We start from the raw sequence: 21,997 nt of genomic DNA, 5'->3' as shown, positions 1-21,997 counted from the left end.
CCCCTGTGGGCCCGGTTCCGGCGTCGAGCAGTCACGATCGCGTCAGGGTGTCAGGGTGTCCAGATGTCAGGGCGTCCAGTACCGCGCCCAGGCCGCTGCCTTCGCAGGGCTCAACTCGGCAGTTCTCGCGGCATCGGTCAGGTGCAGGTACTCCCGCGCCGACTCGCCACCGCGCAGCGCCGGCCAGCCGCTGACCTTCCCCGTGGTGGCGAACTCGACCAGCCGGTTCGACATCGCCACCCCCAACGCCCGGTCGGTGCTCGTCCACGGACGGTGCCAGGTGTCGGAGAAGTAGTTGAACCAGTAGCCGACGTCGCCGGTGTGGAACGGGCCGAAGGCCGCCATCCGCTCGGGGGTGTCGGGCACGTCGCGCGAGAACTCGTAGACCAGCGTGGTGCGGTCGGCATAGTGGCTCGCGCGCACCTCGGCCTGCCGCATGGCCTGGGCGACCAGACCGTCGGCCTGCAGGGCGCGGGCCGTCTCGATCACATTGGTCGCGGTCGGGTCGGCCGGGTACAGCTCAAGGAACTTCGCCCCGAACTGTTCTGTGACCGCTTGGGCGTAGGCGGCGGGGGTGACCGTCTGCACCCGATCGAACGCGTCGCTGTTGTCGTCCGGCAGCCGCAGCAGGCCGAACAGACCGGCGTCGCCGTCGACATTGCCGATCATCAGGTCGACGGCGTTGGCGGTGCCCGCGGCGTAGGCCTCGGTCAACGAGCTGGTCACCACCGCGCCGTCGATCACGGCCCCCGAGGGGTTGTACCGCGAGGTCAGTGCCTGCACCTGCTGGGCACTCATCGAGCGCAACTGCGCCAGCGTGAACTCCCCGAACGCCTGGCCGGCGCGGTCCTGAGCTTGGGCCAGCGAGGTGACAGCCCGGTCGATGCTGTTCGAGCTCATGGTGACCGCCCGACGGAACAGACCCGCGGCCGCCGGCGAGGCGATCAGCGTCTGGATGTCGCTGCTGCCGGCCGACTGACCCGCCACCGTCACGTTGCCGGGGTCGCCGCCGAAGGCCGCGATGTTGTCACGCACCCAACGCAGCGCCGCGACCATGTCGAGGAAGGCGAAGTTCCCGGTGACCTCGTCGCCGGCCGCGTCCTTCATCGCCAAGAAGCCGAAGATGCCCACGCGGTAGTTGATGGTCACGTGCACGACACCCTGCTGCGCGATGTTCTCGCCCGTGTAGACCTCGTTGCCGCCGCTGCCCGAGGTGTTGGCGCCGCCGTGGATGTAGACGATCACGGGTCGGTTCGCGTTCGGGGTGGCGGTCGTCCACACGTTCACGCGCAGGCAGTCCTCGCCCATCAGCCCGTTCTCGAGGCTCATGAAGGTGTCGAGGTACTCCCAGGTCCACGGCCCGAACGGCGCCGTGGCGACGTTCTGCACGGCGATCGGCCCGAACTCGGTGGCCGAACGAACGCCGGTCCACGGCACCACGGGTTGCGGTGCGCCCCAGCGGTTGGGTCCGGCCGTCGACGCGGCATACGGGATGCCCTTGAAGACCTTGACGCCATTCGCGTCGACCGTTCCGCGGACGACTCCGCCGGTGACCTTCACGGTGGCTCCTCGGGTGGGGCTGGCCTGGGTGGGGGCGGCCTGGGCTGGTGCAGCCTGGGCCGCAGTGCAGGTGAGGGCCGAGGCCGCGGCGGCCGCGGCACCCCCGGCCAGAACGTGTCGTCGGGACAGGGATGGCATGGCGAACTCCCATTCGTCGTTGAACAAGACTCGCGACCGGTCGTCCGGTCGGAAGGCTCACAGCCTCACCTCGACCCAACCATACTGAACGCTTGTTCAGCAATAGGTTTGCTCCATTGTCTCGCTCCGAGAAGGCCCCCGAGGCTGGTCACCGAGCCTCAGGTCAGGCGGTCGGAGTCCACGGCTCCCCCGCGCGCAGGTCGACCATCGAGGTCGGGGTCATCTCGCCGATCCGGCCGTGCACCAGGGCAAACCCGCGCTCACTGAGCAGCCCGTCGTGCACGATGAACCCCTGCGGCGCAGCCACCTCACGGGCGAAGTCGACCGTCTCCTTCATCGCGGCCCACGGCCCGTAGCCCGGCACCGCGAGCACGTCGACGCCGGCCGGGCAGGTGGCCAGCGAGTCGCCGGGGTGGAACAAACGCGGCTCCCCCTCGCACTCCACCACCAGCCCCACGTTGCCGATCTGGGGGATGTCGCGGTGGATGACCGCGTGCAGTCCGCCGACGGCGCTGACCCGCACCGACCCCAGATCGACGGACGAGTCTGCCGCGAGCCCCTGTGCGCGACCGGCGGCGGCACCGAGGTCCACCCGCTCAAGCACCTGTGGTTCCACCCACACCTGGGCGTCGGGATTGGCCGCCAGCAGGGCAGGCACGCGCTCGGTGTCGACGTGATCGGGATGCTGGTGGGTCACCAGCACCGCGTCGAGGTCGGTCACCGAGTACCAGGCGGTCGAGAAGTTGCCTGGGTCGATGAGCAGGCGCCGGTCGGCGACTTCGACGAGCACGCAGGCATGTCCCAGGTGAGTGATCCGCATGGCACCCACTCTGCCACGCGGGATCGGCCGGCGGAGCGGTCAGCAGACGGCCAGCAGGGTGCGGTCCACGGCCTCCAGCCGCAGTACTCCCTCGGGTGCGGGCATCGTCCAGCGATCGCCGCGCACGACTCGTCCGAGACCGCTCTCGGTGACGGCGACGCAACCATCCCCGTCGACCACCACCACCTCGTCGCCGACCCGCACCATCACCGGTTCGCCCGCCCCCGGGAACCGGCTGATGGCGACCTGCCCCTCGGCGATGCCGTCGAGCAGCGCATCGACCGACGAGTCCCGCGCCGCGACCCACGTGGTGGGCGTGCCCGGCGGGTAGCCCTGCTCGGGGTGGTGGAAGTCGGAACCCCCCACCAGGATCGGGTCGGGCCAGCCGGCGGCGCGACTGGCTTCGCGCCACTGTCGCCAGAACGCCCACGCCCCGGTCGCCGTCTGGTCGAGGAAGCCCGAGATGTGCCAGAACTCCAGCAGCGGTGGGCGCACCATCAGCGGATGCTGCCAGGCACAGTCGTCCTGAATGGGGTGGTTGACGCTCAGCAGGCCGTCCTCGACCAGCACCTGCGACACCCAGACGTCGGGGTTCGTCCGGAAGTCGACCCACGAGATGTCACCCAATGCGTTGGCGTGGCCGCGGTGGGTGGTGACCTCCTGGCCGGGCACCAGTCGGACGCCGTGGCGCGCGGACGAGGAGGCCAGGTGCGGAAAGTGGCTGGTGGTGTTGTGGTCGGTGACGGCGAGGAAGTCGAGTCCGCGCGAGGCCGCCAACGCCGCCAACTGGTCGATCGACAGGCTGCCGTCGGAGTGAGTGGTGTGGGCGTGCAGGTCACCGGCGAACCAGGTGAGTCCGGGCGGAGCGGGCAGCCCGCGAGCGCTGCCACGGGGAGTCTCGGCCACGGTGTCGGCCACCGGGGCCAGGGGTTCTTCCCGGATGGTGCTCTCGGCGGGCATGAGCACCTCGACGGTGACTTCGAGCGGCTCGACGTTCCGGGTGAACGGCTGCCTGGGATCGGTCGCCGGGGCGAGTTGGTGGAGCCCCAGCACCACGTGCCAGGTGCCGGGGGCCAGCCCGGGCAGGTAGCCGGGGGTGGCGCGGTCTCGTCCGACCACGAACCGGTCGCGCGCACCGCCCGACCAGCCGCGCCACTGCTGCTCGAAGGCACCCAGGGGTGCCTCGCAGCCGAGGTCGACCACGGCGCCGGAGCGGTCGTACGCGAGCCGCACTTCGAACGAGTCAACCCCTGCGGGCACGTCGAACGCCACCGTCGGGTAGCGGTTCTCGAGCTGGTCGGCCAGCGTGAACCGACGGGTGATCAGGGTCACGGTCGCGCTCCTTCGGGTTCGGGGATGTCGTCGAGGTCGGCCACCGGTACCGCGCCAGCCTCGGGCACCCGGGTGACGAAGGCCAACACCAGCCCGACCACGGCGATCAGCGCCGGGTACAGCCCCAGATAAGTGCGGAACGCCTCCCCCGGACGAGGCCCCGGGTCGTCCCCGGAGTGGTAGCCGTAGAGCCACGCGAGGGAGGCCAGCGCCAGCCCGTTGCCGGCGGCGGAGAGTCGTCCGAAGACGCCAAAGACCGACAGGAAGACACCCTCGCGGTGCACCCCGTGGCGGCGCGCGTCGTCGTCGAGCAGCCGGGCCTGGATCAGGTCGGTGGTGGCCATCAGGCCCGCCCATCCGACGGCGATGATGCAGCCGGCGACGATGGCGCCCACCAGACCGCGGGCCCACCACAGGGCGGCGAAACCAGCCACCAGGAAGCAGTAACCGATCCGCCACACCATCGGGGCACCCCGACGGCGGATGACGGCGGTCCAGCCGGCCACGCAGGCACCGGCCACCACGATCACCAGCCCCTGCAGCACGAGGGCGTCGCTGACCGGACGACGCAGCCAGTACTTGATGTAGAGCTGCAGGCCGCCCACCACCATGGCCAGCGGAATCAGGTAACAGGCGCCAGCCACGGCGATCACCCAGAACAGCCGGGTCGTGACGATGCTGCGGATCGACGACAGGAACGGCGGCGACGACTCGTGGGCGTAGCGCGGGTTCTCGTGCACCCCGAGTGCCATCACCAGCAGGCTGACGAGCGCGATCCCCGCATAGATCACGGCGGTGGTCGAGAACCCCTCGGACGAGGTCTCGGTGCCGAAGACCGCGGTGGTGAGCAGCGGCGTCAGGGCCAGCGAGATCACCAGGGCCACCAGTTGGAAGCCCTGCCTGAGTCCGTTGGCGAGGGCGCGCTGCCGCTCGGTGGGGAACAGTTCGGGCAGCAGGGCCCCGTAGTTGGCCGAGACCATCGAGTCGGCGGCCTCGCACAGGATCGCGAACACGGCGAACCACGCGACCAGCGCGGCACCCTCCGCGGCCGAGGGCACGGTGAAGAACGCCACCAAGCCGGCGCAGACGAGCACCGTGCCCACCACGAGCCAGGGCTTGCGGCGCCCGAAGCGGGTGCGGGTGCGGTCCGAGAGCCAGCCCAGCACGGGGTTGTCGATCGCGTCGATGACGGCGTAGACCCCCATCACGATGCCGTACGCCCGCACGTCGAGGCCGAGGATGTCGACGTAGAACAGCAGCAGCGAGCCCCGAATCATGGTGATCGGAATGCTCATGCCGAACATGCCCAGCGCGTAGCGCCAGGGTGCGGTCTGGCGGGTGTCGGTCACGAGCGTGACCCTATCGAGGCGCGGTTCCCCACACAGGCGTGTCGCTCCCCACACACGCATGCCCTCTCCCCGCACACACGTGCCTCTCGTCGGCGCAGCGATCCGAAACGGTGTCCCCGTGCGCGTTCTTGCCACCTGGTGGCAAGAACTCGCACGGGCGCGCCGATTCGGATCGGTGTGTTCACGAGACCGGCAACCCGCCAGCCGGCGAGGGGGCTCAGCCGGCGAGCAACTCGCCCAGGATCGCGCCGGCAGCCCGGCACTGGTCGGTGGTCACGTCGAGGTGGGTGACCGCCCGGACGACGCGCGCCCCGACAGCACTCAGCCGCACTCCGCGCTCGGCCGCTGCCGCCACCACCTCACCCGCCGGACGATCGCCGGTCGCGACCACCACGATGTTGGTGGGCACCCGCTCGGGATCGACCGCACCGGGGGCCGCGAGGGCCACCGCCTCGGCGAACGCGCGGGCCGCTGCATGGTCATCGGTCAGCCGCTCGACGTGGTGGTCGAGGGCAAACTGCGCGGCCGCGGCCAGCATGCCGGCCTGCCGCCACCCGGCCCCGAGGCGCTTGCGTTGCACCCGGGCCCCGGCGATGGCCTCGTCCGACCCGACGAGCACCGATCCCACCGGGGCTCCGAGCCCCTTCGAGAAGCACAGCGACACCGTGTCGAACAGGGCCGCGTAGTCGGCGATCGAGACTCCCGTCTCGACGTGCGCGTTCCACAGCCGCGCGCCGTCGAGGTGCAGCCCCACCCCCACCTCGCGGCACAGGGCCGAGACCTCGCGCAGGTGCTCGATCGGCTGGATCGCGCCGCCCGCGAAGTTGTGGGTGTTCTCGATCTCGACCGCGGCGGTCGACACCAGATAGGGGCCGGCATCGGGCGACAGCAGTTCGGCCACCTGCGCGGTCCGGGCCACGCCGGGCGTGCCCGACTCACGCCCCGAGGCCACCCAGGTGCGCATGGTCACCCCGTGCAGCGAGCCGTGGGCACCCATCTCGGCTCGCGCGATGTGGGCCGAGGCCTCGCACAGCACCTCGGTGCCGGGAGCGACCAGGGCGTTCACCCCAAGCAGGTTCGACAGCGAGCCGGTCGCGCAGAACAGCGCCGCCGGCTTGCCGCACAGCTCGGCCACCCGCGCCTCGAACTCGAGGATCGCGGGATCCTCGCCGTAGACGTCGTCACCGACCGGGGCCTGCGCCATCGCGGCGCGCATCGCCTCGGTCGGGCGGGTGACGGTGTCCGACCGCAGATCGATCGAGGCCACCCCGGTCACCGGTTCACAGCTCGCGCGACTGGTAGGCCTGCACGGGGTTCGTCCCCCGCTTGGCCTGACCCTCGCGGAGCCGCTCGGCCACCATGAAGGCCAGCTCCAGCGACTGGTTGCGGTTGAGGCGGGGGTCGCAGGCCGTCTCGTAACGGCTGGCGAGGTCTTCCTCCTTGAGCTCATCGGCGCCGCCGACGCACTCGGTGACGTCGTCCCCGGTGAGCTCGATGTGCACACCCCCGGGCCACGTGCCCAGGTCGTGGTGCACGTCGAAGAAGCCGTTGACCTCGTCGACCACGTCGGAGAACGCGCGGGTCTTGTACCCGTTGGCGGCCTCGAAGGTGTTGCCGTGCATGGGATCACACACCCAGACCACCTTGCGGCCCGACGCCTCAACCGCCTCGACGATGCCGGGCAGCTTGTCGCGCACGTTCTTGGCACCCATCCGCGTGATGAAGGTGATCTTGCCCGGGATGCGCTCCGGATCGAGTCGATCGGCCAGCGCCAGCGCCGTCTCGGCATCGCTGGTCGGGCCGAGCTTCACGCCCACCGGGTTCTGAATGTGGCGCATCAGCTCGACCTGGGCACCGTCGAGCTGGCGGTTGCGCTCGCCGATCCAAACCATGTGGCCCGACGTGTTGTAGGGCAGCTGGGAACGGGAGTCGATGCGGGTCAGCGAGTGCTCGTAGTCGAGCAGCAGCGCCTCGTGGCTGGCGTAGAAGTCGACCGTCGACATCTCGTCGGCGTCGATGCCGCAGGCCACCATGAACGCGAGCGCACGGTCGATCTCGGCCGCGAGGTCTTCGTACTTGGCCTCGACATTGGAGTTGCGGACGAAGTCGGCATTCCACGCGTGGATGCCGCGCAGATCGGCGAACCCTCCCCGGGTGAAGGCGCGCACCAGGTTGAGCGTGGCCGCCGACGCGTTGTACACGCGGACGAGCCGCTGCGGGTCGTGGGCGCGGGCCTCGGCGGTGAACGGGAAGCCGTTGACCGCGTCGCCGCGGTAGGCAGGAAGGGTGACCCCGTTGCGGGTCTCGTCGTTGTTGGAGCGCGGCTTGGCGTATTGGCCGGCGATGCGCCCGACCTTGACCACCGGCACCTGCGCCGCGTAGGTCATCACCACGGCCATGCTCAACAGCACCCGCAGTTTGCCCTTGATGTTGTCGGCGTTGACCGACGCGAAGGTCTCGGCACAGTCGCCACCCTGGAGCAGGAAGGCTCGTCCCTCGGCCACCTGGGCCAGCTTGGCCCGCAGGTCATCGCACTCGCCGGCGAACACCAGCGGCGGCAGCCCGCGCAGGGTCTCGATGGCCTGGTCACGCTTCGCAAGGTCGGCATAGGTCGGCTGCTGGATGAGGGGTCGTTCACGCAGGTCGGCCAAGGAGGGAATCAGCGAAGACATGGCGGTAAGGCTAGTCGGTTGGTCGGCGTGGGCCGAACCGATTCCCGACTGGCGGAAACGAGGGGCGGGGCCGGGGGCCGGTCAGCCCTACGGGCCCTCCGAGTAGCCCTGCTCGATGGCGTACAGGGTCAGCTCGACGCGGTTGTGCAGTTGCAGCTTGCGGAGCACGTTCTGCACGTGGTTCTGCACGGTGCGGTGCGAGACCACCAACTCGTCCGCGATCTCACGGTAGGCGAGGCCCTTGGCGACCAGCCGCAGCACCTCGACCTCGCGGGAGGTGAGGATCGGCCCCTCCTCCTTGTGCTGGTGCGCGACGGTGACCATGCGGCGGAACTCGCCGAGCACCAGGCCGGCCAGTCCGGGAGTGAAGACGGCATCACCGTCGGCGGTGCGGCGAACCCCGTCGAGCAGTTCGGGCTTCGAGGCGCTCTTCAGCAGGTACCCGAGGGCGCCGGCCTTGACGGCGCGCAGCACGTCGTCCCGCTCCCCCGAGGCCGACAGCACCAGGATGCGCATCTCGGGGAACTCCTTGAGCAGGATCTCCGTGCACGAGGCGCCGTCGGGTTCGGGGATCTGCAGGTCCATCACGACGACGTCGGGACGAGTGGCCCGGGCCCGTCGCAGGCACTCATCACCGGTGTGGGCCTCGGCGACCACCTCGAACCCCTCCGCGGTGAGGTCGTCGCGCAGGGCGTCGATCCACATGGGATGGTCGTCCACCAACATCACTCGTTTGCCGCTCACGGGCTCACTTCCTCTGCTCGGGAATCGGTCAACGGGGCCTTGAGTTCCCATTCCACCCCACGTCCGGGGTCAGACTTCAACGTGGCCGTGCCGCCCAGGTCGACCAGCCGTCCCCTGATGGAGGCCCGCATGCCCATGCGGTCGGAGGCCATGGCGGCGGCGATCTGGTCGGCATCCATGCCGACGCCGTTGTCGCGCACCGACACCGTCACCTCGCCGTCCATCTCCTCGACCAGCACCCAGACGCGGGCGTCCGGCCCGGCGTGTCGCTGCGCGTTGTACAGAGCCTGGTTGACGGCCGCCATCAGTTCGCCGGCACGCCGCCGAGGCATCATCACCTGTCCGGCCATCATCGAGACGGTCACCTGATCGGACGACTGCGCGTCCAGCAGCGGCACCAGATCGACCATCGCCTGTTCATCACCGGAGTCGACGATGTCGACGGTGCGGTCCTGCAGGATGGCCCGCAGGCGGGTCTCCTGGTTGCGGGCCATGCGCGACAGCCGCATGCCGGTCGGGCCCAGGGCGGGGCCCTCCCGCTCGACCATCGACAGCACCTGCAGGGCGCCGTCGTGCACGATGCGAGCCACCCGGTCGCGTTCGGCGAGCGCGATGGCCCGGGCGACCGTGGCGTCGCGCTCACGGATGGTTGACCGCAGCAGTCCCACCAATTGACCCACGCCCCAGGCGATCACGCACACGGCGAAGGCACCCGACCAGCCCCGCGGCTCCAGCGACGGCAGCAGCACGATGGTCGCCGCCCCCACGGCACCGGCCGCCGCCAGCCCCCATCGGGCTCCCTTGGCGACCGCGATCGACAGAGGAGCCGCGACATGCCAGTAGACGGTCACGGGAATGTAGCCGCGCTCGTAGGTGTGTAGCCCCAACAGCCAGCTGGACGAGAGCACCAGACCCACCGTCACCGAGAGATCGGCCACGTGGAACCAGTCGCGGGGTTCGACCTCGCGGCTGCTCGTCCACCAGCAGATGGCGGTCCACACCAGCATCACGATTCCGGCGCCCACCACCAGCGCCAGGTGCCGGATGGCGTCGCCACGCATCAGGTTGAAGATGACGGCGTGCCCGACCAGCAGCAGTCGGGTCGCGTTCAACACCCGGAAGGTGGGGCGCAGCAGATGGCGTTCCGGGGCGAGCTGGCGGGCGATCAGCCAGGCCATCAGCGCTCCCGCGATGTGCCGTCGTGGTGGTGCTCCCGATCGCGACGGGCGGCGTCCTCGGCATGCCGGCGGGCCACGATCTCGGCCTCCTCGGCACGGCGGGCGAGGTCGGCCCGCTCCAGCTCACGCTGGTTGCGACGCGCCACCTCGGCAACCTTGACGGCGCGACGGCGGGCTGCAGCCGACACCCGCCGCGCAGTGATCTGCTCGCGGCGTTCGCGGCGGGCCTGGGAGCGGGCGCCCGCCGAGGTCGAGTCGTCGTAGTCATGGCCCGAGACCTGCAGCACGGCCTCCATCACCTCGTCGGTGACGGCGCGAGCCAGGGTGCGGGTCACGGGCAGGCCCGCGTGGCGCTCGAAGGTGACCCGCGTGCCGAAGCGCACCGATCGTCCGTGGTCGACCAGCGCGGCGGGAATGACCGGCAGCTGATGGGTGAGCACGACGGCACCCAGCCCGATGTGGCCGCGGTGCACGAGCCCGTCGGGGCTGGGCTGCCCCTCGGGGAAGGTCAGCAGCAGCTCGCCCTGGGCGACCAGGTCGGCGAGACGCTCGGCCTCGTCCTCACCGTGACCGGGCCAGGCATTCTCCACCGACACCACCCGTGCCGTGCGGTCGAGGGCGGCCTGCACGATGGCGGTGTCGAGGGTGGAGCGGTGGTTGCAGGCGATCAGCGCGGCCCCGGTCGCGGGCACGTTGTCGAGACCCTCGACCTCGAGGTGGCGGAACTCGGCGACCGCCGGGGCTCCCACCAGGGTCAGGGCACGATGGACGACGCGCCCGGCGACGCGCTTCACGGCGCGGAACGAGCTGGCATTCGACGACGGCATGGTGTCCTCGCTTGTCAGGCCCGGGCGTCGGGTCGACCGCGATCGCCCCCGGGGCGGACGCGCACGTGCTCGGTGAGGTCGCCGCCGGCCAGATCGCCGTACTTGACCCTGGTGGAGTACACGTCGACGTAGGACTGCCCGGTCAGCTCCTGGATGCCGGCCATCACTTGGTCCGTGACGTGGCGCAGCACCTTGAGCTCGTCGGCGCGACCGGCGAACTCGCCGAAGTCGATCGGCTTGCCGATGATCACCCCCGGGCGGTGCATGACCGGGATGCCGAAGAGTCCCTTGCGGAACTCGGTGTTGACGAAGCCGACGGGGAGCACGGGCACCCCGGCCTCGAGGGCCAGGCGGGCGACGCCGGTTCGTCCCTTGTAGAGGTTGCCGTCGCTCGAGCGGGTGCCCTCGGGGAAGATGCCGACCAGACCTCCATCGGCCAGGGTCTGCATCACCGGTCCCAGACCGGTCGCCGAGGCGCGACCTCCCGAACGGTCCATGGGCACCTGACCCACGGCCGTGAGGAACCAGGCCACCACCTTCGAGCGGAACCCGCGGTCGCCCTTGAACAGTTCGGCCTTGGCGGGAAAGGTCAGTCGACGCCGGATCAGTGCGGGCAGCAGGAACGTGTCACCGGCCGACAGGTGGTTGCCGGCCAGGATCGCGGCTCCCTCGGGGATGTTCTCACTGCCCGTGATCCACGGCCGGAACGCCACGATGCACACCGGACGAAAGAGCGTCCACTTCAGGAACCAGTACCACACGCCCCACACCCTACGGCACCCGGGATCGGGCCCGGTGGAGGACAATCTGACCTCTCGCTCTCGATTCTTCGAGCCGGCCGACCTACGGTGGAGGGGTGGATCCCACCGACGTCGATCGCAGGTTCGCCGAACTGGTCACGGCCGAGTTCGGCGAGGGCGCCATGCGTGGCGATCACGGTGCTCCGCATGAGGCCGACGTCGAGGTTGCCGAGCCCGGGAAGCCCGAACCCAGGACGCCCGAGCCCAGGAAGCCCCAGCCCAGGATCTCCCAACCCAGGATGCCCGAGTCGGCCCCGCCCGTGCGGGTCGAATCCGCCGGTGACGTCGAGCCCGCGGACGACGTCGACTACCGCTCCCCCGGCCCTCGACCGCCGTTGCCGGCCGACATCCGGATCGCGGCGGCGGTGCTGGCCGTGGGGCTGGTCGTGCTGCTGCTGGCCGGATTCGTGCTGAACGTGCCCGCCAACCTCGTCTGGGTCGGCCCGGTGGCCGCCGGTGGCGGGGTGGTGTGGCTGCTCGTGCGCGCCCTGCGGCGCCCGCCGCGCGACCCGGACGACGACGGCATCCACCTGTGAGGTCACCCCCGACGGGGCGGCTCCATCAGCTCACGGATGCGCAGTTGCAACCGGGACGAGCGTGGACGGCCTCGGCGTCGGGGCCAGAAACCGCGGGCCGGGCCCGGCGGCTCGGTGATCGAGTGTCGGGCGAGATCGGCGGCCCCGATCAGGCCGGCGTCGTTGCGGAAGTGCGCCAGCGCGACCGTGGCGACCGGTCGGAACCCGCGCCCCGTCAACCCGCGTTCGAAGGCCGCCCGCGCCGGGGCGACCAGCAGGTCACCGGCGGCGCTGACACCCCCGCCGATCACGAACAGGTCGGGGTCGAGGGCGGCCGCCAGATTGGCCAGCCCCCGGCCGAGCCAGGTGCCGACGTCGCCGATCAGTTCGATGGCCATCGGGTGACCGGCCAGCGCCGCGGCGGTGATGTCGGGGCCCGTCAACAGCGCCGGGTCGTGGCCCTCGACGTGGTCGAGCAGCCCCTCGGCCTGCGGTGACTTCGCCTCAATCAGGGCCCGCGCGTCGCGCACCAGCGCATTGCCCGAGGAGTACTGCTCCCAGCATCCACGGTTGCCACAGGGGCACCAATGCCCCTCGGGCACCACACCCATGTGCCCGAACTCCCCGGCCATGCCGTACCGGCCGCGGAAGAGTCGTCCGTTCATCACCACGGCGCCACCGATGCCGGTGCCCAGCGTGATGCACACCACCACGCGGGCCGACCGACCGGCACCGAAGCGGTACTCGGCCCAGGCGGCGGCATTGGCGTCGTTGTCGACCAGCACGGGCACCTGCACGCGGGCGGCGATCCGGTCGCGCAGGGGCTCGTTGCGCCACGCCAGATGCGGCGAGAACCGCACCACGGCCTGGTCGGTGTCGACCCAGCCGGCCGCTCCGATCCCCACCGCCGCGATCCGGTACTCGCGGGAGAACTCGTCCACGATCTCGCAGATCGCGTCTTCCACGGCGGTCGGGCTGTGCGACGGGGTGGGGCGTTGCAGACGTCGCAACACCTCGCCTTCGGGGGTGACGACGCCCGCCGCAACCTTGGTTCCGCCGATGTCGATGCCGATCGTGAGCACGAACTCGAGCCTAACCCAGCGACCCGACCCGCGGCGTCGACTGGGATGGTGGCCGACCCGATCGCGGTCAGTCGCCGGCGCCACCCTCCGCGGTCACCGTCAGCAGCGACTCGACCACCGTGGCCGAACTGCCGCCGACGTGCACCTCGATCTGGGTGGCGTCCTGCACCCAGTCACGGGTCGCCCCCGACCAGTAGCGCAGTTGCTCGGGCCCGAGCTCGAAGCTGACCTCGGTGCTCGTCCCCGCCGGGAGGTGCACCCGCCGGAACCCCTTCAACTCCCTGATCGGACGAGTGCTGGTGCCCCACCGCTGGTGGATGTAGAGCTGCACGACCTCGTCGGCGTCGACGGACGAGGTGTTGGTCAGGGTCACCGTCACGGTGGCGGTCTCCCCCACCGTGACGGTGTCGGGGGTCACGGTCAGGTCGGAGTACTCGAAGGTGGCGTAGCTCAGCCCATGGCCGAACCCGAACAGCGGGGTCGACTCCTCGTCCCAGTAGCGCTGCCCCTGCGCGTCGGGCTGGAAGGTGCGGTAGTGGGACAGGATCATCGGCACCTGCCCGACGTGGCGTGGCCACGTGAACGGCAGTCGTCCGGCCGGGGAGACGCGACCGAACAGCAGGTTCGCGACCGCCTCGCCACCACGGGTGCCCGGGTACCAGACGTGCAGCACCGCCGGCGCGAGGTCGACCACCTCACGCAGGTCGAGCGGACGGCCCGACATCGACACCACCACGACCTTCGTGCCCGTCTCGACGATGCGACGCAGCTGTTCGACCTGTCGGCCACCGAGCTCAAGGGTCGAGGTCGAGGCCGCCTCGCCGATCTGGTTCTGTCGCTGACCGATCACGACGACCGCCACCTGACTGCGGGCGGCGAGCTCAACGGCCCGGGCCAGTTCGGCCTCGTCGTTGTGGTCGTCGGGGGTGAAGGCGCGCAGGGCATCCATGCGGTCGAACATCGAGGGGATCACCCGATTGGGAATGCCCACGCCATCGGCGTGCTCCACCGTGACGCCCTCGCCGAGCAGGGCACGCAGCCCCTCGACGATGGTGACCGTCTCGTCGTTGTCCTGATCGAAGACCCACGGGCCCACGGTGTCGCGCTTGGAATGACCCAGTTGCCCGATGACGGCCACCGAGGTGAGACCGTCGGCCGCCAGGGGCAGGGTGGCATCGCGATTGGTGAGCAACACGGCCGACCGTTCGGCGGCCCGCAGCGCGACCTCGCGGTGCTGCTGGGACGACAGCACCGAGCTGACGGCGGCCTCGTCGACGAAGGGGTGCTCGAACAGTCCCATGCGAAACTTCACCCGCAGCACGCGGCGGACGGCCTCGTCGAGCACCTCGGCACTGATCCGACCCGAGGCGACCCCCTGGGGGATGCGGCTGAAGGCCGGGTCGAACATGCACATCTCCATGTCGTTCCCGGCGACCAGGGCCCGGGCCGCCGCCTCGGCCAGGTCGGGCACGTGGTGCTGGGTCTCCTGGGAGCGCACGCCGTTGGCGTCGGAGACGACGAAGCCGTCGAAGCCCCAGTCGCCGCGCAACACATCACTCAGCAGCCAGGCGTTCGACACGGCCGGGGTGCCGTTGAGATCCATGTAGGCCGTCATCACGTTGCCCGCTCCGGCGTCGACGGCGGCCTTGAAAGGCGGCAGGTAGACGTTGTGCAACTCGGAGTCGGAGATGTCGGAGTCGTCGTAGTCACGGCCGCCGCGGGCGGCTCCGTAGCCGGCGAAGTGCTTGGGGCCGGCCACGATGTTGTCCGGTGCGAACTCACCCTGGAACCCGCGCACCTGGGCCGCGGCCATGGCGGCGCCGAGCACCGGATCCTCCCCCGCTCCCTCGACGATGCGCCCCCAGCGGGGGTCGCGGGCGATGTCGAGCATGGGCGCGAACGACCACCGGATGCCCACGGCGCTGGCCTCGCGGGCTGCGACCCGCTGGCCGTCCTCGGCCAGCTGCGGATCCCACGAGGCGGCCACGCCGATGGGCACGGGCATGATCGTGCGGAAGCCGTGGATCACGTCGAAGCCGAACAGCACGGGAATGCCGTGCGGGTTGCCCTCGATCGCCAACTTCTGCAGGCGGTTGGCGTTGGCGGCGTCCTTCACGAACAGCAGCGACCCCACGGCCCCCTCGGCCAGGGCCCGCTCCACCAGGAGGGGTTGCTGGGCGAACAGTTCCGCGTCGACCGGCATGGCATCGGCCTCGGCGTCGCCCGCCTCGGCCTGCGCCTGGGCCGCCGTCTCGGCGAAGGCGCCGAAGTAGAAGTACTGGGTGAGCTGTCCGGCCTTCTCGGCCACGCTCATGCGACCCAGCAGGTCATCGACTCGCTGCTCGACTCCCAGGGCGGGGTCGAGATAGGGCACCTGTGACATGCACGTCTCCTTCGACATGATCACGGGCATCGTTGCCCGCTCACGGCGAGGTTAACGCCTATTCAGTAATGCGCGCCAGTGTCTGATCAGTTCTGGCGACGAACCTGCCTCAGCCGACGCGGCGGGCACCCATGAACGGCATGTAGTTGCCGGTCACCGAGGTCACCCGAATGCCGCTGCGGGGGTTGGCCGCATCGACGATCTTGCCGTTGCCGACGTAGATGCCCACGTGGCTAATGCCGGAGTAGTAGAAGACCAGGTCGCCGGGCTGCAGCTGCGAGACGCTCACCGGCACGCCGACGCCCCACTGCCCCTGCGAGGTGCGCGGCAACGACACTCCGGCAGCGCGCCAGGCGGCACCGGTCAGACCGGAGCAGTCGAACCCGGTGGGGCCGGTTCCGCCGTAGACGTAGGGGCCACCGACCTTCGACAGGGCGTAGCTGGCGGCGACCTGCCCGCGGGAGCTGCCGGCGGGCACGCTGACGGTCGGCTTCGTGGTCTCGGTTCCGGTGTTGGACGAACCGGTGGTCGCCGGGCGTCCGTTGGAGCGCGACGTGGTCTGCTGGGCCGCGACCCGGCGGGCCTCGGCGTCGGCCTTGGCCTGACGCTCGGCCGCGAGGCGCTTCTGCTCCTGGGCGGTCAAGGTGGCGACCACGGCGCGAGCATCGGCCTCGCGCTTGTTCTGCTGCTTGATCAGGGTCGCCTGCTCGGCCTTGTCGGTGACCAACTGCTGCTTGGCGGCGGCCAGCTGCTTCTTGGTCGACTCGAGCTTGGCCTGCGACGACTGGTAGGACTGCACCCGGTCGTTGGCCAGGGTGGTCACGCTCTGCACGGTGGCCAGGTTGCGAATGAACGCGGTGTCGTCGGGGCTGGCCAGCAGGCGGGTCGTCAGATCGACGCCGTTGGCCTGGTACTGCAGCAGCGCGAGCTGACCCATGGAGCCCACCTGAGCGGTGATCTTGGCCTGCTGCTTCTTGAGGTCGGCATCGAGACCGGTGATGCGGGTGGTGGTCTCCTTGAGACGCCCGTCGAGCTTGGAGTACTGCTCGGCCATCTCGGTGCCCTGCTGCTCGATCTGCTCGAGCTTCTTCTGGGCGGCCTTGACGGCATCGGGGTCGGCATGCGCCGTCAGCGACATCGGGAGCACGAGGGCCGCCACGCTCAGGCCGACACCCACGCCGGCCAGGGAGACCTTGCGCCACGCGTTCTCGATCGCCACGATCACTGCCCTTCCACGCCACGGCGGAGGGTCCCCGCGGCCTTGTCTGAGAAAATCTTAACCGACTTTCAGGAGCGCGGCCAATCGCCACGCCAACCCTCCGTTGGCGCAGGGCGATCACCCGACCGCGCGACCGGGAGGCTCCCCCGGCGCACCGGGCCCCGGCCGCACGAGCCGCAGCGGAGGCACCAACCCCGAGCCCGCGAGCGCCGCCACGGCGGCCTGTTCGTCGGCATCGAAGTGGTGGTGGCCGGTCTCGGCGGGTTCGAACAACACGGTCATGACGCAGTCGGCGCAGCCGACACCGCGCACCTGGCAGGTCGAGCAGTCAACGATGAGTGAGTCCATACGCCCAGCACACCCTGACCCTCTGACAATTTCGTGCCGCCGACATTTTCTGGCCGCCCCCCATCGGTGGCCACCCCCTGTGGGCCGCGTCGACGGCTTTTGTCAGAGTCGGCGCCTAGCGTTCCCGCCATGACGTCGACCACCCCACCACCCGGCAACCGAGCGCGTGCTCGCACGTCTCCCCCTGCCCGATCGGGAACCGCCGCCTACCGCAGCTTCCAACCGAGTTTCGACGACCTGGGCACCCCCCTGTCGCAGGTGACGTTCGTGGTGGTCGACCTCGAGACCACCGGCGGCTCCGATGCCGACAGCATCACCGAGATCGGCGCCGTCAAGGTGCGCGGTGGCGAGGTGATCGGCGAGTACCAGACGCTGGTGAATCCGAGCGAGGCCATCCCGGCGATGATCGCGGTGCTCACCGGCATCACCAACCAGATGGTCACCTCGGCGCCGCGCATCGAACAGGTGCTGCCGAGCTTTCTGCAGTTCATCACCGGCAGCGTGCTGGTGGCCCACAACGCCGGCTTCGACGTGGGGTTCCTCAAGCGCGCCACCGCCCGTCACGGTCACGAGTGGCCCGGTTGCGCGGTCGTCGACACGGTGGCACTCGCCCGCCAGAGCCTGCTGAAGGACGAGGTGCCCAACTGCAAGTTGGCCACCCTGGCCGCGTTCTTCCGCACCACCACCCAGCCGAATCACCGTGCCCTCTCCGACGCCCGGGCCACCGTCGAGGTGCTGCACGGACTGCTGGGTCGGGTCGGCAACCTCGGCGTCTCCACCCTGGAGGACCTCACCGAGTTCACCCACCGGGTCTCGCCCCAGCGCCGCGCCAAGCGCACCCTGGCCAACGGTCTGCCCGATGCCCCCGGCGTGTACTGGTTCTTTGCCGACCTGCCCGACGGTGCTGGCGGCACGCGCCGCGAGGTGCTCTACGTCGGCAAGTCACGCAGCCTGCGCACCCGGGTGCGCACCTACTTCACGGCCTCCGAGAAGCGCGGCCGCATCGAAGAGATGCTGCGGGTCGCCGACGGGGTCGACCACGTGGTCTGCGCCACCGAACTCGAGGCCGAGGTGCGCGAGTTGCGCACCATCGCGGCCCACGCGCCCCGCTACAACAGAAGGTCGAAACGGCAGCACCGCACGCATTGGGTGAAGCTCACCCAGGAGGCATTTCCCAGGCTGTCGGTCGTGCGGCAGGTGGCCGACGACGGTGCTCGCTACTGGGGCCCGTTCTCGTCGTCGCAGTCGGCCCACGACGGCTGCCTGGCCCTGTACGACGCCTACCCCATTCGTCAGTGCACCACCCGGCTGTCGGCCCGTCGTCCCTCGCCCGGCTGCGCCCTGGGTGAGATGGGACGATGCCTGTCCCCCTGCCAGTTGGGCGAAGCGGCCGAGGAGTACTCCCGGGTGGTCGACGCCTTGACCCGGGCCCTCGATCAGGACGTGCGCCCGGTCGTGCGGGCCGTCGGGAGCAAGCTGAACCGGCTGGCCGCCCAACACCGCTACGAGGAGGCGACCGAACTGACCCGCCGCCTGCAGACCTACACCAGCACGACCCGCCGCTGGCACCGCCTCGCATCGTTGGCCCGCTGTTCGCAGATCGTGGCCGCCCGGCGCATCGACTCGGGCTGGGAGGTGCACGTCGTGCGCCGCGGACGACTGGCGGCCGCCGCCCATTGCCCCGTCGGTGGCGTGCCCCAGCAGGTCGCCCGCGAGGCGGTGGCGCTGGCCGAGTCGGTGCCCGACGGCCCGGCCTGGCTGCCGGCGGCCACCATCGAGGAGGCCGAGCGGGTCGCGAGCTGGATGGAACTCCCGGGAGTGCGGCTAATCGAGATCGACGGCGAATGGTCGTGGCCAGCGCGGATCGGGTTGGCCGACGGGGAACTCGCGCACGTGGCCGACGTGCAGCCCGACCGGCTCGCGCTGGTCGACCCCGATGACGTCGACGGTGGCTGGACGAGCCGCGAGCTCCGGATGGCGGGTGTCCCCTCCCCTGGGCGGAACGAGGCCGCCCCAGCCGACGCCACGGCCGGCGGCCGCAGCGCTCGGGGCTCCGCTCGTCCCGCGTGAGCGCCCGACGCGCCTAAGATCGCAGCATGATCACCGCCATCGTCTTCGTCCACGCCGAGACCTCCCGCATTCCGGAGGTCGCGCAGCAGATCGCCGAGATCCCGGGAGTGACCGAGGTCTATTCGGTGACGGGGCAGATCGACCTGATCGCGATCGTGCGGGTCGCCTCCCACGACGCGGTGGCCACCACGATTGCGGACCGGCTCAACAAGGTGCCCGGGGTCATCGACACCGAGACCCACATCGCCTTCCGGTCGTTCTCGCAGCACGACCTGGAGGCCGCCTTCAGCCTGGGCGGCAACTGAGCCAGCAGCTGACCCGGCGACCGACTGACCAGGGCGTCCGGCCCGGTCAGACCAGGGCAGACCAGCGCGCGGCAAGCAGCACCAGGCAGAGCACGGCGACACCGGCGGCGCCGAGCTTGAGTCGTGAGGCGAGCCTTGGCCCACGGCGAGTACGCGTACAGGGCGCCGAGGCCCACGCCGACCACGATGCCGCCCAGCTGCCCGATCCAGTTCTGCGAGCCGACCACGATGGAATAGATGACCATCAGGGTCAGCAGAATGATGTCGGCGCGAATGTCGATGCCGGCGCGATACTTCAGCACGGCGTACCCGGCGACGATGCCGAAGACGGCACAGATGGCCCCGTTGAGCGCCACGGGCGGCCCGACCAGGGTCATGGTGGTGGCCGCCCCCAGACCGCACAGCACGAACGCCCCGGCGAGATGCGCGCCGCCGAGCTCATTCTCGAGCCCGCGCCCCATCAGGTAGAGGATGACCGCGTTGATGGCGGCCTGCAGCAGGCCGGCCGACGTGAACCCGTACAACAGCGGCCGCCAGTACTCCCACGCCAACGAGGGGTGACTGCCGACCACCAGCCACGAGGCCAGCGGGGTGAACGAGCAGGCCAAGGCCACCACGACCACCGCCCCGACGAGGGCGAGGGTCACCCGGTTCTCCGCGGGGGCGGTCGTGAATCGGAAGTCTTGGCGCTGGTTGCTCACGGGTGGCTCCGAATCATTGGCGACGGGGGTCGTGTGGGCGAAGGGGTCGCGGGGCGAAGGGGCCTGCGACGAAAGGGGTGGACGATGCCGGGCCCCGGGATGAGCGGGGCCCGGCATCAGCGGGTCAGTTGACCTCGACGGAGGTGATCACCACGGGCTCGACCGGGCGGTCCTGGAAGCCGGTGCGCACGTGGGCGATGGCGTCGACGACCTTCTTGGACTCCTCATCGGTGACCTCGCCGAAGATGGTGTGGCGACGGTTGAGGTGCGGGGTGGGCACGACGGTGATGAAGAACTGCGAGCCGTTGGTGCCGGGTCCGGCGTTGGCCATGGCCAGCAGGTAGGGGCGGTTGAAGCTGAGCTCGGGGTGGAACTCGTCCCCGAACTTGTAGCCGGGGCCGCCGGTACCGGTGCCCAGCGGGCAGCCGCCCTGGATCATGAACCCGTCGATGACGCGGTGGAAGGTCAGGCCGTCGTAGAAGTTGCCCGTCGTCTTCTCACCGGTCTCGGGGTCCAGGTACTCCTGGGTGCCGGTGGCGAGACCGACGAAGTTCTTCACGGTCTGGGGAGCCTGGTCTTCGAACAGCTCAATGGACACGTCACCGTGGTTGGTGTGCAGGATGGCAGTCGCCACTCGTTGCTCCTCTGGATCTGTGCCGGATGCATCCTGAAAGCGCGCCCGACATCTTCTGGTGCCCGTGAGCCTACCGGGGTGGCACGACTGGTGGATCCGGCGGCCATCTTCCACCGGACCTACCCGAGCCCACCCCGGGGCGTGATCTGCACCCTGAACCGCCCCCGAGAACGCCCGATCCCCGGTGTCGGTGACCTACCCCGCGCTAGCGTGGGCGGTGCTCGACCACGAGCTGACTTGGCGATCACGCCATGCAACCCGACACAACGGAGGAACTCCCTTGTCGCTCAAGAAGAAGAAGAACAAGGTCGTCATCGAGGTGCCCTCGCCCACCGAGCGCGCCCACGACGCCATCGATGCCGCCGTCGCCTTCCTGGCGCCGTACGTGCAGCAGGCCCAGGAGAAGGCCAGCGAATCCGCCGACAAGCTCGGCCCGATCGCGCTGTCCGCCGCCAAGTCTGCCGCCGGTACCGCCGCCGAGGCGGCCAGCAAGGCCAAGGAGACGCTGCAGCCCCACGCCGATCAGGTGTTGAAGCAGGTGGCCCCCTACACCGACCAGGCCAAGACCAAGGTGCAGGACGACCTGGTTCCCAAGCTGGTCGCGCTGTTGCACGAGGCCGAGAAGCACCCCGCGCTGAAGGAGGCCAGCAAGCGCTCCGCCGCCACGCTGGCCGCTGCCAAGGGTGAGCTGGCCCTGCCCGAGACCAAGCGCAAGCGCAAGGTGGGCAAGACGATCGCCGGCCTGGTGGCCGCGACCGCCCTGCTGGCCGGCGCGGCGGTTGCCGTTCGGCAGTACCTGACCTCAAAGGACTCGGGCTGGACCGCCCACGAGCCGTCGGCCGGGTACACCCCCGGGCAGCGCGCCACCGAGGAGCCGGTGCAGACCTTCTCGGCGTCCGACCTCAACGAGGACGACGCCGCGAACGCCGCCTTCGACGATGCCGACTCGGCCTTCGCCCCCGACAACGACGTGACCCCGGTCGTCGAGACCGAGAGCGCCGATCAGGGCGGCGAGAGCGCCAAGTACGGCGAGGGTTCGTTTGTGGGTGAGCACGCCCCCGAGGGGTTCACCATCAAGGGCAACGAGCGTTCGATGAAGTTCCACGTGCCCGAGTCGGGCGGCTACGACCGCACCATCGCCGACGTCTGGTTCAACAGCGAGGAGGCCGCCGAGAAGGCCGGCTTCACCCGCGCCCAGCGCTGACGCGACCCGGCGCCCGCCCCCTCGGGGGCGCCAAAGCCGAACGGCCCGCGGCCGGTCACCCATCGTGGTGACCGGCCGCGGGGCGTGGTTATGTTCCCCCTGGTGCCGTTGCCATC

General features: G+C 70.3%; 18 protein-coding genes and 2 pseudogenes. 4 read left to right on the top strand and 16 right to left on the bottom strand.

Annotated features, from left to right (window positions below):
* Positions 1-66 precede the first annotated feature (66 nt).
* The 10 genes from ACSDQ9_RS10930 to ACSDQ9_RS10885 all read right to left on the bottom strand — a co-directional run bounded on the left by ACSDQ9_RS10930 (position 67) and on the right by ACSDQ9_RS10885 (position 11,381).
* Positions 67-1,698 carry a carboxylesterase/lipase family protein gene (locus ACSDQ9_RS10930; protein WP_435146925.1) on the bottom strand — a complete coding sequence of 544 codons (1,632 nt, stop codon included), beginning with the start codon at positions 1,696-1,698 and terminating at the stop codon, positions 67-69.
* 163 nt (positions 1,699-1,861) lie between these two features.
* Complete coding sequence (locus tag ACSDQ9_RS10925; protein WP_435146923.1) at positions 1,862-2,518, bottom strand: MBL fold metallo-hydrolase; 657 nt, start codon at positions 2,516-2,518, stop codon at positions 1,862-1,864.
* 39 nt (positions 2,519-2,557) lie between these two features.
* Entirely contained in the window at positions 2,558-3,850 is a 1,293-nt protein-coding gene (locus ACSDQ9_RS10920) for a CehA/McbA family metallohydrolase (RefSeq protein ID WP_435146921.1), read from the bottom strand.
* The gene (locus ACSDQ9_RS10915; RefSeq protein WP_435146919.1) at positions 3,847-5,199 is read right to left on the bottom strand and encodes an MFS transporter; all 1,353 of its coding nucleotides are present in this window, start codon (positions 5,197-5,199) and stop codon (positions 3,847-3,849) included. The genes ACSDQ9_RS10920 and ACSDQ9_RS10915 overlap by 4 nt, the downstream gene beginning before the upstream one ends.
* A gap of 217 nt (positions 5,200-5,416) precedes the next feature.
* Positions 5,417-6,475 carry a threonine aldolase family protein gene (locus ACSDQ9_RS10910; protein ID WP_435146917.1) on the bottom strand — a complete coding sequence of 353 codons (1,059 nt, stop codon included), beginning with the start codon at positions 6,473-6,475 and terminating at the stop codon, positions 5,417-5,419.
* A gap of 4 nt (positions 6,476-6,479) precedes the next feature.
* Entirely contained in the window at positions 6,480-7,871 is a 1,392-nt protein-coding gene (locus tag ACSDQ9_RS10905; protein ID WP_435146915.1) for a class II 3-deoxy-7-phosphoheptulonate synthase, read from the bottom strand.
* Between the two features lie 87 nt (positions 7,872-7,958).
* Positions 7,959-8,597 (bottom strand): response regulator, encoded by a 639-nt coding sequence (locus ACSDQ9_RS10900; RefSeq protein ID WP_435147194.1) that lies wholly within the window; start codon positions 8,595-8,597, stop codon positions 7,959-7,961.
* A gap of 14 nt (positions 8,598-8,611) precedes the next feature.
* Complete coding sequence (locus ACSDQ9_RS10895) at positions 8,612-9,793, bottom strand: sensor histidine kinase (RefSeq protein WP_435146913.1); 1,182 nt, start codon at positions 9,791-9,793, stop codon at positions 8,612-8,614.
* Positions 9,793-10,620, bottom strand: a complete 828-nt coding sequence (locus ACSDQ9_RS10890) for a lysophospholipid acyltransferase family protein (RefSeq protein ID WP_435146911.1) — start codon at positions 10,618-10,620, stop codon at positions 9,793-9,795. Before ACSDQ9_RS10890 ends, ACSDQ9_RS10895 begins: the two co-directional genes overlap by 1 nt.
* A 14-nt stretch (positions 10,621-10,634) precedes the next feature.
* Positions 10,635-11,381, bottom strand: coding sequence for a lysophospholipid acyltransferase family protein (locus ACSDQ9_RS10885; RefSeq protein WP_435146909.1), 747 nt, complete (start codon positions 11,379-11,381; stop codon positions 10,635-10,637).
* 95 nt (positions 11,382-11,476) lie between these two features.
* Here ACSDQ9_RS10885 and ACSDQ9_RS10880 point away from each other — a divergent pair, with 95 nt between their 5' ends.
* Positions 11,477-11,956, top strand: a complete 480-nt coding sequence (locus tag ACSDQ9_RS10880) for a hypothetical protein (RefSeq protein ID WP_435146908.1) — start codon at positions 11,477-11,479, stop codon at positions 11,954-11,956.
* Between the two features lie 2 nt (positions 11,957-11,958).
* On the opposite strand, the gene ACSDQ9_RS10875 is transcribed toward ACSDQ9_RS10880, so the two are convergent.
* From ACSDQ9_RS10875 to ACSDQ9_RS10860, 4 genes are all read right to left on the bottom strand, one after another.
* The gene (locus tag ACSDQ9_RS10875) at positions 11,959-13,017 is read right to left on the bottom strand and encodes an ROK family glucokinase (RefSeq protein ID WP_435146906.1); all 1,059 of its coding nucleotides are present in this window, start codon (positions 13,015-13,017) and stop codon (positions 11,959-11,961) included.
* A gap of 67 nt (positions 13,018-13,084) precedes the next feature.
* On the bottom strand, positions 13,085-15,400 hold the full coding sequence (locus ACSDQ9_RS10870; protein WP_435146904.1) for a glycoside hydrolase family 3 N-terminal domain-containing protein: 2,316 nt from the start codon (positions 15,398-15,400) through the stop codon (positions 13,085-13,087).
* Between the two features lie 109 nt (positions 15,401-15,509).
* Entirely contained in the window at positions 15,510-16,619 is a 1,110-nt protein-coding gene (locus tag ACSDQ9_RS10865) for an NlpC/P60 family protein (RefSeq protein ID WP_435146902.1), read from the bottom strand.
* A gap of 117 nt (positions 16,620-16,736) precedes the next feature.
* Positions 16,737-16,967: a hypothetical protein gene (locus tag ACSDQ9_RS10860; RefSeq protein WP_435146901.1), complete on the bottom strand. Its 231-nt coding sequence runs from the start codon at positions 16,965-16,967 to the stop codon at positions 16,737-16,739.
* A gap of 129 nt (positions 16,968-17,096) precedes the next feature.
* On the opposite strand from ACSDQ9_RS10860, the gene ACSDQ9_RS10855 reads away from it, so the two are divergent.
* Entirely contained in the window at positions 17,097-19,037 is a 1,941-nt protein-coding gene (locus ACSDQ9_RS10855; protein ID WP_435146899.1) for a DEDD exonuclease domain-containing protein, read from the top strand.
* A 26-nt stretch (positions 19,038-19,063) separates the two neighbouring features.
* Positions 19,064-19,342, top strand: a complete 279-nt coding sequence (locus ACSDQ9_RS10850) for an Lrp/AsnC family transcriptional regulator (RefSeq protein WP_435146897.1) — start codon at positions 19,064-19,066, stop codon at positions 19,340-19,342.
* Positions 19,343-19,506: 164 nt separating this feature from the next.
* Here ACSDQ9_RS10850 and ACSDQ9_RS10845 read toward each other — a convergent pair.
* Together ACSDQ9_RS10845 and ACSDQ9_RS10840 are read right to left on the bottom strand one after the other, a co-directional pair.
* Positions 19,507-20,160, bottom strand: a pseudogene (locus tag ACSDQ9_RS10845) (rhomboid family intramembrane serine protease); the annotation flags it as partial.
* A 7-nt stretch (positions 20,161-20,167) separates the two neighbouring features.
* Positions 20,168-20,677: a peptidylprolyl isomerase gene (locus tag ACSDQ9_RS10840; protein WP_435146895.1), complete on the bottom strand. Its 510-nt coding sequence runs from the start codon at positions 20,675-20,677 to the stop codon at positions 20,168-20,170.
* 1,036 nt (positions 20,678-21,713) lie between these two features.
* Here ACSDQ9_RS10840 and ACSDQ9_RS10835 point away from each other — a divergent pair.
* Positions 21,714-21,881: pseudogene (locus tag ACSDQ9_RS10835) on the top strand (sunset domain-containing protein); the annotation flags it as partial.
* Between the last annotated feature and the right edge of the window lie 116 nt (positions 21,882-21,997).

Source organism: Aestuariimicrobium soli, from assembly GCF_051192575.1.
GTDB classification, from domain to species: domain Bacteria; phylum Actinomycetota; class Actinomycetes; order Propionibacteriales; family Propionibacteriaceae; genus Aestuariimicrobium; species Aestuariimicrobium soli.
Note: the sequence above shows the minus strand (reverse complement) of the source record. Positions and strands in the feature narration are given on the sequence as shown.